This window comes from Pseudobythopirellula maris (assembly GCF_007859945.1).
GTDB classification, from domain to species: Bacteria; Planctomycetota; Planctomycetia; order Pirellulales; family Lacipirellulaceae; genus Pseudobythopirellula; species Pseudobythopirellula maris.
Genome location: NZ_SJPQ01000002.1, coordinates 781793 through 797127, shown reverse-complemented (window position 1 = coordinate 797127; position 15335 = coordinate 781793). Strand labels below are relative to the sequence as shown.

At 64.5% G+C, this 15335-nt stretch carries 12 protein-coding genes; 6 read left to right on the top strand and 6 right to left on the bottom strand.

The features are described from left to right. The first annotated feature begins 154 nt into the window (after positions 1-154). The 3 genes from Mal64_RS20440 (at position 155) to Mal64_RS10910 (ending at position 3193) form a co-directional block, all read left to right on the top strand. Complete coding sequence (locus Mal64_RS20440) at positions 155-289, top strand: desulfoferrodoxin (RefSeq protein WP_146400010.1); 135 nt, start codon at positions 155-157, stop codon at positions 287-289. 270 nt (positions 290-559) lie between these two features. Then, positions 560-1159 carry a type 1 glutamine amidotransferase domain-containing protein gene (locus Mal64_RS10915; protein WP_146400008.1) on the top strand — a complete coding sequence of 200 codons (600 nt, stop codon included), beginning with the start codon at positions 560-562 and terminating at the stop codon, positions 1157-1159. 528 nt (positions 1160-1687) lie between these two features. Further along, the gene (locus Mal64_RS10910) at positions 1688-3193 is read left to right on the top strand and encodes a PDZ domain-containing protein (RefSeq protein WP_197525657.1); all 1506 of its coding nucleotides are present in this window, start codon (positions 1688-1690) and stop codon (positions 3191-3193) included. A 37-nt stretch (positions 3194-3230) separates the two neighbouring features. Here Mal64_RS10910 and Mal64_RS10905 read toward each other — a convergent pair whose 3' ends face one another. The 5 genes from Mal64_RS10905 to Mal64_RS10885 form a co-directional block, all read right to left on the bottom strand. Then, entirely contained in the window at positions 3231-3890 is a 660-nt protein-coding gene (locus Mal64_RS10905; protein WP_146400003.1) for a hypothetical protein, read from the bottom strand. A gap of 50 nt (positions 3891-3940) precedes the next feature. Next, on the bottom strand, positions 3941-4936 hold the full coding sequence (locus tag Mal64_RS10900; RefSeq protein ID WP_197525656.1) for a formylglycine-generating enzyme family protein: 996 nt from the start codon (positions 4934-4936) through the stop codon (positions 3941-3943). 531 nt (positions 4937-5467) lie between these two features. Then, positions 5468-5857: a DUF2237 family protein gene (locus Mal64_RS10895; protein WP_146399999.1), complete on the bottom strand. Its 390-nt coding sequence runs from the start codon at positions 5855-5857 to the stop codon at positions 5468-5470. A 237-nt stretch (positions 5858-6094) separates the two neighbouring features. Beyond that, positions 6095-8392 carry a polysaccharide biosynthesis tyrosine autokinase gene (locus Mal64_RS10890; RefSeq protein ID WP_146399997.1) on the bottom strand — a complete coding sequence of 766 codons (2298 nt, stop codon included), beginning with the start codon at positions 8390-8392 and terminating at the stop codon, positions 6095-6097. 383 nt (positions 8393-8775) lie between these two features. Next, a complete protein-coding gene (locus Mal64_RS10885) occupies positions 8776-9984 on the bottom strand; it encodes an exosortase/archaeosortase family protein (RefSeq protein WP_197525655.1) in 1209 nt (402 codons plus the stop codon). A 698-nt stretch (positions 9985-10682) separates the two neighbouring features. Here Mal64_RS10885 and Mal64_RS10880 point away from each other — a divergent pair. The 3 genes from Mal64_RS10880 (at position 10683) to Mal64_RS10870 (ending at position 13572) form a co-directional block, all read left to right on the top strand. Then, entirely contained in the window at positions 10683-11693 is a 1011-nt protein-coding gene (locus Mal64_RS10880) for a polysaccharide biosynthesis/export family protein (RefSeq protein ID WP_197525654.1), read from the top strand. Between the two features lie 78 nt (positions 11694-11771). Then, on the top strand, positions 11772-12644 hold the full coding sequence (locus tag Mal64_RS10875; RefSeq protein ID WP_146399991.1) for a hypothetical protein: 873 nt from the start codon (positions 11772-11774) through the stop codon (positions 12642-12644). 229 nt (positions 12645-12873) lie between these two features. Continuing rightward, positions 12874-13572 carry an exosortase-associated EpsI family protein gene (locus Mal64_RS10870; protein ID WP_146399989.1) on the top strand — a complete coding sequence of 233 codons (699 nt, stop codon included), beginning with the start codon at positions 12874-12876 and terminating at the stop codon, positions 13570-13572. Positions 13573-13810: 238 nt separating this feature from the next. Here Mal64_RS10870 and Mal64_RS10865 read toward each other — a convergent pair whose 3' ends face one another. Further along, positions 13811-15001, bottom strand: coding sequence for a DUF1559 family PulG-like putative transporter (locus Mal64_RS10865; RefSeq protein ID WP_146399987.1), 1191 nt, complete (start codon positions 14999-15001; stop codon positions 13811-13813). Positions 15002-15335 lie beyond the last annotated feature (334 nt).

Here is a 15335-nt window from a genome sequence, read left to right as displayed (position 1 = left end):
CGAGCCGAATGCAGCGGCTACAGGGCGTGGCACGGCGTGTGCATCCTACTCCTCGAAAGCAGCGTGCCTCTCGCGGCCGGCAACAAGCGCCACCGCAAAGGATTCGCTTCTAGGAATCACATTCCCCCACCGACACTCTTGAAAGGAGCCCGAGATGGCCAAACCACAGCAAGGCGAAACGTACAAATGCCAGACTTGCGGCATGCAACTCGAAGTGAAGTCGCCCTGTCAGTGCGATTCGGGCGAGCCAACACTGACATGCTGCAGCCAGCCCTTGGCGAAAGAATAAGGACACGAGGCTACGAGACCGTGGCGTCGAGCCGCTCTCCCCCCTAGCGGCTCCACCCTATCCGCTGCGGCCTCTCTCTCCACGAGTCGCGGGTATTCGTATGCCCGTTGAGAGCACTCCTCCGGGCGCCCCGCGACTCGTGTTTTTATTGAAAAGCCAACGACCCCCTAGGGCACACGTAGGCGTTACGTGTGCGCCGAGATCGCCCACCCTTTGGGCTGATCGAGACCATCCCAACCAAGAAACGAATAGCGAATAGGAAGAATTACCATGAGCGATGCCAAACAATGCGAACCGTGCGACACGACCGAGCAATGCCTCAAGGGCGACAAGATCGCGTTTCTTGCCACCGACGGCGTAGAACAGTCGGAGCTGACCCGCCCGTGGGAGGCGGTCGAGAAGGCGGGCGGCCAACCGGTGCTCGTCTCTCTCGAGATGGGCGAAATCCAAGGCATGCACCACGACCAAAACGGCGACCGCTTCACGGTGGGGATCACCGTCGATCAAGCGAAAGCCGACGACTTCGTCGGATTGGTGCTGCCCGGCGGCGTGGCGAACCCCGACACGCTGCGCACCTGCGACAAGGCGGTGCAGTTCGTTCGCGACTTCTTCCAGCAGCACAAACCGGTGGCCGCTATCTGCCACGGCCCATGGCTGTTGGCCGAGGCCGACGTACTAAACGGCCGCAAGGTCACCTCTTACGCCAGCATCAAGACCGATCTGGTGAACGCCGGCGCCAATTGGGTCGACGAGGAGTGTGTGTGCGACGAGGGCTTGGTGACAAGCCGCTCGCCCGACGACCTCAACGCTTTCTGCGACAAGGCGGTCGAGGAATTCGCCGAAGGCAAGCACGAGAAACAGACCGTCTGATTCGCAATCGCTAGCGAACGATAATCACAACGACACCGCGGGTAAGCCCATTGCTTGCCCGCGGTTTTTTCGTGGCGCCGATCAGCGACGCGTTCGGGTTTGCGGCGGAGAACGCCTCTCGATGAAAGCAGCTTGATGACCTGGCAATTGGCTGTTCTGGCGTCACAGCGGTCGGAGCGAAGCCAGTCCAATTGGTCTCCGGGCATAGGGCGGCGGGATCCTTCAGCAGCGCTGCACTAAGAACGCAGCTCAAAGGCTATGGCGCGACGTTTGCTTTTTGCTTTTGCGAGATGCACGGCTGGTCGCAACCGCCACATGCCTTGCCAAGTATCACCTCGCACACCAAACAACATCGGATATCCCATGAATACTTCTTCAAAATTCCAACGCCTGGCCCGCTCACGATCACTCGCATTCGCGGGTGCTCTTGGCGGGGCTGTCATTTGCTCTCCCGCCCTCGGGCAAACCGCCACGACCGATTCGGCCCCCGCAAGCGAGTCGCAAGCGTCGCCGGACGATGGCAGGCCGGTGATCCATTTCTTCGGCATGGGCGTGGCGCCGCTCAGCGGCTCGGGGCTCGAAGTGGTTCGCGTGGCGCCCCTTTCACCGGCCCACGAAGCGGGGGTGCGACGTGGCGACGTGCTGGTCAAGCTCGGCGACTATCGCACCGAGCCGCTCGACGTCTTCCGCGAGGCGGTTGATCAACTCGCGGAAAAGAAAGAAGAGGGCGACACGCTCAGCTTAGAGGTTCGTCGCAACGGCGACTCGATGCAGCTTGAGCTTACCGAGCGTAAGCTCGTGGAGAGCGATATCGAGAGCGAAAGCGAATCGAATCGCAAGAACAAGCAACAGCAGCAGTCCAACAATCAGAATCAGCAAGGCGGCGAAACGCTGGCCGGCTCGCCCTACGACAGCCGGCAGGCGAGCGGCTCTGCGGGCAGAGCTGCCGCTTCCTCTAACTCGGGTATGGGCGGAGCAGGAGCCGCGGGACAAGACAATTCGCAGGGCGATGTCGACGCTTACTTTTACGGCGGCGGATCGGGTGTGCTTACCTCCTCGCAACTCGAGCAGCAGGAGCGGCTCCGCGGCATCGCCGATCGCCGTGGCCTGACGAACGCCCAGCAGCAGGAGATGCGTCGGCTCGAATCGCTCTCGAACGGACGCTTTGCCGATCTCCAACCGCTGTCGGACGACGACAGGTCGCGGCTCGATCAACTCCGGCAACAGGCCCAGTCGGGCGAGCGCCTAAGCGACGACGACCGTGCGACGCTCCGCCAGTTGACCGCCCGTGAGGCCCAGAGCAACGGCGGCGACGTGTTCGAACTCCGCGCCCGTCTGGAGCAAGGCGCCCAAGCCGGCCTGCTCTCCGACCAACAGCAGCAGCAACTCCAGCGGCTCCGCAACCTGGGGCTCTCGCGAAACACGCAGCAGGCGCTCAACCGCTCGCGCGTGCTCGATCAACTCGGCGCCAACGGCGCCGCGGGCAACGCTCTGAGCCCCGAGCAGCAGTCCCGCCTCCAGCAGTTGAGCAGCCAGCAAGGCGGGCGCACCCGGCAGCAGCTCGCCGAGATGCGACGCCTGCGGACACAGCAGCAGAACCGTGCCGTCGAAGGTCTTCAGAACGAGTACGCCCAGCTGCGCCAGCGGGTGTCCAACGGCGGCCAGCTCAGTCGTGCCGAGCAGGCCCGTTTCCAACAGCTTCAGCAGAACCGCACCGCCTTCTCGAGCGGCGCCGACCTGACGAACCTCGGCCCGCCGCTCAACGCGAACGGAGGTCAGCAAGCAGGCAATCGGGCCGGCGGCGTCCAGTCGACCGGCGAGCAGCCGAGACTCGGGCAGGGGAGCGGCATCGGCCTCGGCGGCCAGCCCGCCACGGGCGGCGCGACGACAGGCAATACGGCGACGGGCAACACGGCATCGGGCGGAACCGCCAACGGCGGAGTAGCGACCGGTGGCGGGACAACAGGTGGCGCCAACACCGGCGGCGGCACGAGCGGCGGGGGTAGTGGCGGCGGAAGCGGTGGCAGCCAGTGATCTGCTGCCAGTCGTGCGACACGCATTCCGGCAGTCATTAGGCTGCGATAAGCGTGATGGCCGAGACCGCCATCGCCCCACCCCACCGATTCGCCGAGTTGTCTAGGAACTGCAGGTTGTCAAGGATTAGTTCGCCGTGATTGATGGCGGCGTTGATTGCGCCGCCGGCTCCACCGGGAGTACCGCCGCCGACAGAGTTGCCGCCCGTCATCGAGATCTCTTTGACGGTGACGGAATCCGACGCTCCCACGTAGATATTATACGCCCGGCTCAACCCCCCCGCGTCGATCGTCAGCTTGCTCCAGCCGAGCAGGCCATCGTCCATGCCGGTGGCTGGGTCGTAACCGCCGCCGTCGATTACCACCGATTGCTCGACCTCTAGCTCACCGTGGATCAGGTCGATCGATCCCGGTGTTCCTGGCGCGCCGAAAAGGCTGGAGTCGAAGACGATCCGGTCGTTCGTGCCGAGAAGCGACACGTTGTCAATTTGCTCTCGATCGTCAGGACTGCCTGGGATATCTGCGGGCAGATAGTCGCCGTTGACGATATCGATGGCCTCACGCAGCGTCAGGGAGCCATCGTTGACGTTCGAAAACGCATCAGCATCGCTGTTTATTGTCAGCGTGGCTAGAACTCGACGGTCTTCAAGTGCTTCAAAACGGGCTCTTCTTCCACCTCTAGAATTGCGATTGCGCATGTAATCTCACATGAGAATAACGGTGTTAATGTGTGTAAATACGCGGGGCTCTACGATACGTGCTCTTGACGACTGGCAAACCTAGGAATAAAGGCGCCAAGAAGCACTATAGCCAACATGATTCCAAAGCCCGATGGTTCAGGCACTGTGAGAACCCGAAATCCAACCACTGAGAACGACAGCTTTGGACTCAGGTCTGCTGGTGATGATAAAGATGACATTCCGCCAGCGCTCACAGCTAACCCCCAGTCACTACCTCGAATTGCTCTGAGGTTAGAAGATGATTTTATGTCGGGTACGGCACTAGCTGGCCCTTCGTGCCACTCGCTGACGTTGCCGCCTTGCCCAATAGTCCCATACGGACTACTTCCGCCGGCAAGCACCACGTCGGTCGGCCCCGTATCTTGATTCCACACCGCCGTGCCCAGGTCGGTCCCGCTCATCACCGGCGTCGGTGGCATGTCGCTGCCCGTGGGGTAGTCGTAGTAGACCTCAGCAAACGGATCGTAGAACGCCGCCTTGTACCACTCGTCGGCCGAGGGCAGCACGTAGCGGGCGAGCGAGTTGCGGAACCGGTTGCCGGGGATGAAGCCGGGGTCGGTCGGCTCCCACAGTTGGAATTCGCCCGTTCCTAGTGGGCCGTCGTCGAACTTGTAGGCGGCGTGAAAACCCGCGTCCTCGTTGAGCCAGTTGACGAACCGGGCCGCCTCGAACCAGGAGAGACCGGTGGCCGGTTTCTGGGGGCCGCGCTCATCGAGCGTGATGCCGAGTTGCTCGCCAGCGAGTTCACTGAGCGCGTTTGCCTTGCGGACCGCCTCCTCGGGGACCTCGTACTTGCCGATGCGGTACGTGTAGCCGACGGCGCCGACCGGGTTGGGCGCGCCGGTCGTGTCGGGGGCGTTGCCGGGGTCGCCCACGGTGACCATCGGGATCGAGAACGCGTTCTCACCGCTGCCGAACGTGTCGGCACGGGCGGCATGGGCGAAGGGGACGAGCAGCAGGGCAACGAAAGCGGCACGGGCGGCGGCGTGAGCGAGGAAGGACATCGGAGGTCTCTCCTGAGAGGAGCGGGAGCAGCAAGCCTCAAGCATAACCGCACACGCGCGTAACGCCGAAATATCGCCTGGGTGGTAATGCCCATGGAACTACCCAAGAGCCGAAGCCGCTGGCGACGGGTGGCGGGGGCGCTCCCGCCAGGGAAGCCCTCGAGCACGCCAGGCCCAATCTCCAGCCGGTCCAGTCTCCCCGGCACGGGGGCTTCCGCTTCGCGCTGTGCCCCCCGCTACCCTTCGTCGGCTCTCTTCGAATCACGCCGAAGTATGGCACAGCAAAAGATTAACGCGACTTTCGACGATTCACGCTGCGCCGCGCGCTTTTCAACTATTTCTGTCCGCGCGGCTGCCCACGAACGCTCCGCACCAACCGTGCGAATGGCAGGTCGCTATCGAGCTCTGATGTGGGAGGTGTCACAGACGCCGGTAACGGTTTGTCAGAGGGTGTGCGGCTGGCGGCACGTTAGTGGCGTCGGAGACGCCTCGCACAACTCTCCTTCGATAACAGCCAACAGCCAAGGCGCCTCACTCCTCGATAGCGAACTCGCGGAGTTCTTCGAGCGACGCGAACTCGAGCGAAGACATGTGGCAGGCCTCGAGCAGCACGCGCGGCGCCATGCCGGCGTCGTACGCTTCCTTCCAACGCGGGGCGCAGAGGCACCAGCGGTCACCCGGCTTGAGGCCCGGGAACTCGAACTCCGGCACAGGAGTCGAGAGGTCGTTGCCGCGGCTGCGGCTGAAGACGAGGAACTCCTCGGTCATCTCGGCGCAGATGGTGTGCACGCCGGCGTCGCCCTTGCCGGTGTGGCAGAACCCGTCGCGGTAGTAGCCGGTCACCGGGCTCGTGCAGCACGGCGCGAGTGGCCCGCCGAGCACGTTCTTGCCGCCGTGGGGAGTCGTTTGCTTTTCGGCCATGAGGTCTATCGTGGGAAGCGGGCGTGAGGGCAACGGGTAGAGGTGGGCCGAAGGCAAGGTTCGTCTTGTCCCCCAACCCCAGACGCATACTAAATTGAGCCGACTCGTTTACGACGGGTCGCTTTCAGTTGGATCGTCTCTAACATACCCGAGGCCGCCGACAAAATAAAAAAGGCGGGGCCCGCAACCGGGCCCCGCCTTCGATAGGTCGAGAGTCTTGAGGTTCGCCGCTCAGCCTCAGGCGTCGGCTGTTTCGAGCTTCCGCTGGCCGTTCTTCGGGGTGACCTTTTGCAGTTGGGTGACGCGGCGGTCGGTCTTGATCGGCACGCCGTTCACCACCGAGCCGATGAGCCGGACGCCGACGCTCTTGAGCAGTTCGGCCGTCTTGTGGATCTTCGGCGTGGAGGAGACATCGCGGAGCACCGACAAGATCGCCCCATCGCAGTGCTGGCCGAACAAGAGCGAGTCGCTCATGTCCAAGACCGGGGCGCCGTCGATGATGACAAAGTCGTAATCTTCCCGCATCTTCTGGAACAACGCCTGGGCGGCGTCGCCCGCCAGGGCTTGGACCGCTTGCGGGTCACAGTAACCGGCCGGCAAGAGCCACAGCCCTTCGGCGGCGGTCGCCCGGACGGCGTCTTTCAGCTCGGCCTCGCCGCGGAGCACCTCGCACAGGCCGTCTTCCAGCGGGGTGCTGAAGAGCGTGTGCAGGGCGGGGCGACGCATGTCGCCGTCGATCAGCAGCGTGCGGCGTCCGGCGCGGGCCAGGCTGGCGGCCAGCTGGCTCGCCACGGTGGTGCGGCCCTCGGTCGCCCCGGCGCTGGTGACGAGCACCAGGCGCCGACGCTTGGAGGTCGACTCGTGCATCAGGGCGGTTCGGACGCTGTCGATCGACTCGGTCAGCTGGGCCACAACCGGGTGGTTCGGGTTGAGGGCCTTGCGGCCGGCGAGCGACGGCAGGGTGCCGATCACGCGGATGCCGAGTCCCTCGTCCACTTGGTCCGGGCCGTTGAGGCGACGGTTGAGGAACTCCATGTAGCCGATGCCGAAGCCGGTGAGCCCGAAGACGGTGAGCCCGCCCAAGGCGGAGAGCAAGTAACGCTGGAGCGTGTTGCGGTGCTCACGGATCTCGGCGAGGGCGGCTCCGGTCGAGTCGGCGCCGATCGGGCGGATCCGCTCGGGGGCGTCCATCTCGACCTGCAGGTTCTGGATCTTGCTGGCGATGCCACGCTGCACCTCCTTGAGCTGCTCGATCTCCGCCTGGCGGACCATCAGGTCGGTGTTCCGCTCGGCCTTGTCGAGGAGCTTTTCCTGGATCGTCTGGATCTCGGTTTGGACCTGCTTCAGCTCGTTGTCGAGCATCGCCCGGGTGACGGAGAACTCGGTGACGGCCGCCTTGAGGTACGGGTCGGGCTCGGTCTCGTTCTGCCCGGCGAGCTGAGCACGCATCTGCTGACGGTACTGAGCGATCTGGCTCGAGAGGTTTTGACGCAACCGGTCGAGGCGGCGGATATCGGGCGACGAACCGCCCTTGACCGTGGTCTGCAGCATGCGGATCTGGGCGTCGTACATCATCATCTCGTTCTGCATCTGGCTCACGGTCGGGTCGCCCGCCAAGGCCTGATCGATGCGCGACTCGAGATAACTCGGGTCCTTGATCTGTTCGTCGATCATGCGGTACTTCATCGCCGCGTCGACCAACTTCGACTTGAGGACCGCCTCGCGCTTCTGCAGCTCGGTGACCGAGTGCATCAGCAGCCGGGTCTGGGGGTCGACGCCGCCGTCGTACGCGGCCGACGAGCCGGTGTCTTTGGCGAGCGAGTAGTAGACCTTCATCTTCTCGCTGACTTGGTTGTCGAGCTTCGTGATATTGGTCTTCAGGATCTGGATCGGACGCTTGCGGATGTTCCGCTCGTTGAACAACACGTCTTGGGTGTAAGCACGGCTGACCGCCTCGACGACCTTCTTGAGGTCCTCGGGCCGCTCGCTGCCCTCGAGCGTGATCTGCAGCAGCTCGCCGTTGTTCGGGAAGCTCACTTGCAGCTCTTCGCTGAGCCAGGCGACCGGGTCGGTCTGATCGCGGAACATCGGCAGGCTGTTGATCTCGCGGTCGCGCAACGCGGTGGTGAGAACCGCTTGGCTCTTGATCCACGCGAGCTGCGTGTTCTTGAAGATGCCGAAGTCCTTCGAGCTCTGCTGGCTCTTCTCGTCGAGCAGCGAGACCGGCTTGCTCTCGACCATGTAAACGGCCGTGGCCGAGCTCGACTCGGGCAGAACCAAAAAGAGCCCGGTGGCCGTGGCGGCGCCGAGCAGCAGGCTCATGCCGAGCACCAGCATCCAGCGGCGACGCAGCGAGTTCATCAGCGAGCTGGCGTCGATGCCGCCGCGGATCACGTCGTGGGGAGAGGGACCCATCGGTCCGGGGAAGGCCGACGGCGGGCCGTACGTCGACAGCTGGTTGTTGTGCGGGGCGGTCTCGACCATCGCCTGGTGGGCGCCCGACGGCGTGACTTGAGGTGTTTCGTTCTCAGGCATCGAAAAGCTCTCCTAGACGGGCGGCTCGGGGTCGGCCTGCCGGCGACACGGCTGAACAGCCGCGAAGCTTGGGGGGACGACGTGGACTGGCAAGACTCGGACAGGGGAGATCAGCCGGCGGTCCGGCAGTCTCTGCGGCGTTCCTTAAGCAATCGTGGGTCCAATCGCATTGGATAACCCACGAATGGCCGTAAACACCTGCACGTAAACGACTTGCGAATCGTTCGCTGCCGCGGCTCGGGGCCCCGGCGTGTTGAGTTTTGGCAACCTCATGTCGCCTGCACGCCACACGCGTCTTGCGGAGCGGAAGGAATCAGCTTGGTTGAGTTTCTCGTTGGGCGCCGGACCACACGCTCCGGCGTGCGGCGACTGGCTCTGCGACTTTACTGAGGAGTGTAGGCGCCGGGGGCGCCGACGCCGGTCGAGTGAATCTCGATTCCCTCCTCTTGCACCGAGAGCAATGAGAGGAGTTTCAGCTCAATGAACAGCAACCCCAGGGCGGGGATCATCATCGCGTAGCCCGCGTAATCGTGGACCGTGCGGTGGAACACTTCTTCCATGTCCACGCCGAACATGTGCCAGTCAGTCGGGATAACCATAAAGAGCAGCGCGATCGCTAAGATCCGCAGGACGTTCGAGACGATCGCGATCGGGATCGCGCTCAGGAGCATGATGAGCTTGTCCCACCAAGGACGCTTGATCAGGAACGCCATCGCCACGGTCATCGCGATGAAGATCGTCAGCATCCGCAGCCCGCTGCAAGCCTCGGCGATGTTCAGCGGCATGCCGTCGACAAAGATGCTGTTGCCTTGTCGCACGACGGGCAGACCGAGAATCGTTAGCGAGATCTCGCTGCAAACCGCGGCGAGTTTCTGGAGATTGGGCATCAGGCGCCCCTCGATCACGGTCGGCAGAGGATACATGAACAGCAGGAAGCCGACCGCGGGCCCGGCCCATGAGATCAGCCGCCACCCGCCCACCAGGACGAACAGGCCGAACAGGGCGACCACGAAGCTGAGGCGATCGACCGGGTCCATGCTGTACTTGGCGGCTATGATCCGCGCGGCGTAGGCCGCCACGATCACCGCCAAACCGATCCAACGCTCGGCCGAAGTGACGCCGGAGAGCGGCTGGCCGAGCAGGATGTAAGCCAGCATGCCGATACAGAGCAAGGCGAAGGCGATGCCCGCGAGCCCCGTAAGCAGGGAGATCCCCGAGAAATACCCGACCACCGCCACCAAGCCGCAGGCCATGGAGCCGTTGCGCAGAGTGTCCGCATCGCAGAGCCCCATGAGCGATTCGCGTTGCTCGACGGGGCCTTCTTGGGCGCCCGGGTTCGGGCGCATCGACCACATCATGTACAGCGCGATCAGCGGGATAATAAAGCCGTGGGAATACTGCGGCTGGTTCCAGGCTTCGCTGGTTAGCTGCAGCATGTTCCAGTAGGAGTACAGCAAAGCTGCGGTCAATCCGACCAGCAGAAAGTAGGCGATGCGCTGCGGCGCGTCTTCCCACGAGAAACGGTCGCTGTACGCGTCCGCTCCGCTCGAGAGGGGGTCAACGTGGGCCGGGCTGATGAACGGGTTAGCCATAATTCCTGCTGCGGCGGAGCCGCCGGTCATAACGGGTCAGTGGTAGGTCAGACGCCAAGCGGCGTGGTTTTGTTCCACGCCGGACTCAAAAAAAGTAGCTTGCCGAGAGGCGAGAGCGGTCGTTCTGGCCCGTTTGCGCCCTGATGGCCCGCTGTTTTTTGCGATACCAGGGGCACTTGCGGGCTCGCCGCCCCGCTCCAGGTCGACCAACCCCGGATGGATAAGAGCCTGAGCGGCTCCTGCCGGCCGAGCACGTGCGGCGGCATCCCGCCGTCTGTCGCTTCTTCCCTCATTTACTCAGCCCGCCGTGGCGTCGGTAAGACGGGTCGAACGGGACGATTGGGAGGGGCTGCGGCGTCGTCTCCGGAGCCAAGAGTTCCTTACTAAAACGACGATACGCGTGCTTTGAAATGCTGTCAAACGGCTGGCGCTGGCCTTCACAAATGCCCCTCGCTTTGGTGTGGCAAGCTAGCGTTGCTGGTGACGGTTGCTCCGGTTTGGTGGAATTTGACGGCTGGGGCAAAGTTGCGGGTCGATCGGGCCGATGAGTACGAGTGTGCAGACAGACTGGCTGCAGGCGCCGTCCCTACGGAGCCGGGCTGCGGCCAGTCGCTCCCCCCTCAAATTCAGCTGGCGACCCTCCAATGAACCAACGACGGAACCAACGTGCCTGTTGGCTTGCGATCCTGGCCCTGGCGATGATTCCAAGCGCCGGCTGCACGGCGTTCATGGCGCCGCGGCAGCCGATCCCGACGGCCCCCGAGGGGCCGTCGGCCCAGTCGCCCGTGCCGCGCGAACTGGAGATGATGTCGCTCGACCGCTACCGCATCGAGCCGCCGGATATCTTGCTGATCACCGCGATCAAGATCGTGCCCAAGCCGCCCCACAAGGTGCAGCCGTTCGACGGGCTGCTGATCCGAGTGACCGGCACCCTGCCCGACCAGCCGATCGCCGACGCGTTCGCCGTCGACCCGGAGGGCATGGTCGACCTCGGACCCGCCTACGGCAAAGTGCCCGTGGCAGGCCTCACGATCGACGAGGCGCAAGACGCCGTCCGTCGCCAGGTCGCCCAGGTGCTGGCCGAGCCCCAGGTGAGCATCTCGCTCGCCTTCTCTTCGGGCGCCCAGCCGATCAGCGGCGAGCACCTCGTCGGCCCCGACGGACGCGTGAACCTCGGCACCTACGGCTCGGTGTACGTCACCGGCCTGACGGTGGAAGAGGCCAAGGCCAAGATCGAAGAGAAGCTCTCCGAGAAACTCGCCGACCCGGAAGTGATTGTCGACGTCTTCTCGTACAACAGCAAGAAGTACTACATCATCACGCAGGGCGGCGGGTTCGGCGACAACCTCGTGCCGCAGCCGATCACCGGCAACGAGACCGTGCTCGACGCGATCGCGGCGGTGGGCGGCATCAGCCAAGTCTCGTCCACCAAGATCTGGATCGCCCGCCCCGCCCCCAACGGCGTCGGCTGCGAGCAGATCTTGCCCATCGCTTACGAAGACATCACCCGCGGCGCCTCCACCGCCACCAACTACCAGATCCTCCCCGGCGACCGTGTGTTCATCGCCGAGGACCCGCTGGTCAAGCTCGACGCCGTCCTGTCGCGATTCTCACGGCCCATCGAGCGGGTGTTCGGCACCGTCTCGCTTGGCACGGCGACGATCAACCGCATCGTCCGGTTCGGTCTGGGCCAGAACCAAGGCGGCTGACACGCTTGATCTCCAACAGCATGGCGGCCCGGCGTCGCCACGATCCACCATTCGGACTTACCTAGAGGATACGGTCGTATGAAACGCTTGCTCATCAGCGCCGCCGCCACGGCGCTCGGCCTGACGGCCGTCCTGTACTCGACCGACGCGATGGCATCCGGCATCTCGACGATGCTCCCGCGAGCGGCTTCGTCTTCCTGCGGCGGCTGCCCCGGCGGTTGCGACGGGTCGTGCCTGCCGTGCCTCGATGGCCCCGGCCTGCCTGCTTGTGCGGCGGACGGGTCGTGCGTTCCCAAGCGATCGACCTACGGTCACTACCCGACGCGCTGGCGCCGTTGGCCGGGCGATGTCGATGTCGACGCGGCCGATCCGTCCGAAGCGATCGACTCGCAAGACCCGCTGCTCAGGCCTCTCGACCCGCCCCAACCCGCGGTCGAAGACCGTCAGGCGCCCCCCTCGCTCGCCGAGGTGGAAGAAGAGAACCGCGCCAGTCGCGAAGCTTCCTCCGGTCGGGCGAACGGACCCAGTCCGACGGGTCGTCCGGCGGGTCGCCCCGCGGCGGGACCGATGGCAAGACCGGCGGCCCCCGGGCGTCCCGCGCCCCGGCCGATGGTCGAGCCCCCGGCGTCCCGACCTCAAGAACCGGAGTTCCAACCGCTGTTCGACGAGCCGGCGGACGACGATTCGGGTCCGCCCGCGTTCCCGTTCGACGACTTTGGCATGAAGCCGGGCGCGGCGCCCGCTTCGGCGCCCATGGTCGCCAAGGCCCGCATCTCGGTAGCGGGCGAGCCGCCGGTGTTCGATCCCTCCGTGTGGCGGGCGAGCGGCGCCATGCCAGCCGAGGCCTCGGATCAAGCTCACCGCTCCGCACCCGCTTACTACACCGCCCCGCTGGGAACGCCCTACGGGGCTGTCCGTCAGGCGAACCTGCCCGAGGCGGCTACGCGGTGAGTCTCCCCAGCCGGCTGAGCCCCCCCCCTCGCCTGGGCGGCGGGCGTTGCTTGACTGGATGCGGTCTCAGACCTAACGTTTAAAGAGCGCCCCGAAAGGCGTGGCCCAGCGGCCACGCCTTTTTTTGCAAAGTGGTCGCCCTTTATTCCGGTTCCGACGCGCCCTCCCCGGGCGTTCGCCGCCTCTGCCGGGCCGTCACGGCCCGGCGACCTGTACGCCGAGAGTCGAAATGCTCCGCTTAATCCCGTTCGTGCTCGCCGCAGTCGTGATCGTCTCGATGACCGTGATCGAGGGGGGCATCTCCGACCGCTGGTCGACCTCCAATCACATGCTCGACGCCTACGTCGAACATCTCGGCGACGCCCCCAACGAGTTGGGCAACTGGGTCGGCACGGACGAGGTCGTCGACGACCGAACCCAGATCATCGCCGGCGCCAAGGGATACGTGTCGCGTGATTACGTGAACGAGAAAGAGAAGGCGTTCGTCAACCTCTGGCTGATCGCCGGCCACGCCCGCGACACTTCGGTTCACACGCCCGATGTCTGTTACCCCTCGCAAGGCTACCAGCCGGAAATCAGCCCCGCCAAGCACGTGATGACGCTCGGCAATGGCGACGAGGTTGAGTTCTGGACCGCGGTCTTCACCCGTTCAGACGAGACGGGCGAGCATTCGGTACGCGTGTTTTGGACTTGGTTCAGGCCGGAGAAAGACGGCGGCGAGGTGGTCTGGCAGGCGCCGGGCGACAAGGTGAAGAGCGCACGCTACGCTTTCGGCGGCGCCAAGACTCTCATGAAGCTCTACTTCACCGCGCCGACGACTTCGGGCGAGGCGCCCGAGGACAACGTGGCGATCGATTTCGCCGAGCTCTTCCTGCCCGAGCTCAACAAGGTCCTCGCCGACGCTTGGCCCCCGACCCAGGAAGGCTGAGATCGCACGACGCGACGGAGAGTGAGACGCCCCTGCGTACCGCTCTGGCAAACGAGCCGAACAACCCGCCGAACCACACTTGCCGCCGAACCACACTTGGTCGAGCGAGCAAAAGCCGAGCAAACAGAAAAGGCCGCGCCGGGCAGTCGCCCGACGCGGCCTTTTTGATGTTGATGGCCGGCGATCGCGTCCGTCTCGCAACCGGCGCCGTCGTCGCCTCGCCACGAGGAGACGACGATCAGAGGTCGGCTTCCGAGGGCTGCGGCAGCTCGCGATCGGGCGTGCCGTTGGGGTACTTGCCCGAGGTGATCGACTCGTCGTAGTACTTCGACCGCTTGTACTTGGTCGTCATCATCTGGGCGTACACCCGCTGCTCGATGTTCTCGTTGATGTACTGCAAGTGGCCATCGGCGAACGAGACGTTCACCCCGCCCGGGTGGTTGCTCGACGGGTAGCCCCACTGCTCCGGCACGCCGGCCATCGTGTCGAGCGGCGCCTCGAGCGTGGCGCCGTTGATCCGCTGCTGCTCGGCCGGGAGCGTCGAATCCGAGAGATCGGGCAGGTTGTGCCAGACAAAACCGAAGTGGTGCTTCGAGTCGCGCACGTCGTTCACGTTGTTGAAGTCGTCGCTGGTGGGCGGGTAGGTGTACCACACCGCGTGCATGTTCTCGCTCACCAGGAACGTCTTGCTCGTGCCATCGCCCGACGAGATGTAGTTCATCGACGACTGCACCGCCGTTTGGTTCGCCGATCCACCGATCTCGCGGCCGTCGGCCACGAATTCCGGGTTGTTATCGCCCGTGTTCGGGTTGCGATTCAAATCGAAGAACACGCCGTTGGCGCCGTACTCGAAGTTGGTGCAGGTCATTCCCGCCGGGGTGTTGTCGCAGCTGCTGGTTCTCGAGGGATCACCGAACGCCTGGCCCGCGTTGCCGACGTAAGAGTTGGCGGGGCTGCCGGGGATGATCGACGTGTCGCTCGGACAGAGCAAGCTCTCCAGCGCGGGCGTGTAGTCGACGCCCCCCGCGGAGCCGTCTGAGAGCGCCGCGTTGGCGTCGCTCGGGAAGGCCTTGGTCCAGGTGTCCCACAGAGCGCCCTGCTCTTGGTAGGGGAACGTCATCACGATCCAGCTCGCCCGACGCCAGTTCTCCACGTTGCCTTCGAACTTGTCGCTGGCGGGGTTCTTGATCTCGTTGATCAGCCCCGGCAGCTCGCGTTGCGTGGTGTCGTAGTTGATCAGCGCCGTGGTCAGCTGCTTGATGTTGTTCTTGCACTGCGTGTTGCGGGCCGACTCGCGCGCCGACTGCACCGCGGGCAAGAGCAGGCTCACCAGCACGCCGATGATCGCGATCACCACCAGCAGCTCGACGAGGGTGAAGCCGCGACGAATGCCATCGGCCGAACGGCGGGAGAATGGGTTGTGCCTCATCGTCTCTTCTCTCCTGAGAACGGGCGCCGCGGGCCGAACGGCCCGGGCGAGTCGCGCGGCGGGGCGAACGGAGCGCCGCGTCGCGGGGGGTCAATGGTTCTTGGGGCCATGCACAGCGGTTCCGGCGGCGCGCACAGGCTCCCTCCGTCGTACTGGTTCGCACACAATCGCGGCAGGTATTCCCACGCGTGCGAACGCCGAATCGCCGGAACCCCTATTGTGACAAGGTTTTGCGAAATTGTCCATCAAACGCCGATCGGCGGCCGCCCCGCGACTTTCACGCGTTTTGCGGCTTCTACGACGCCTCCACACGCCCGCTGCCCCACTGCTTGTC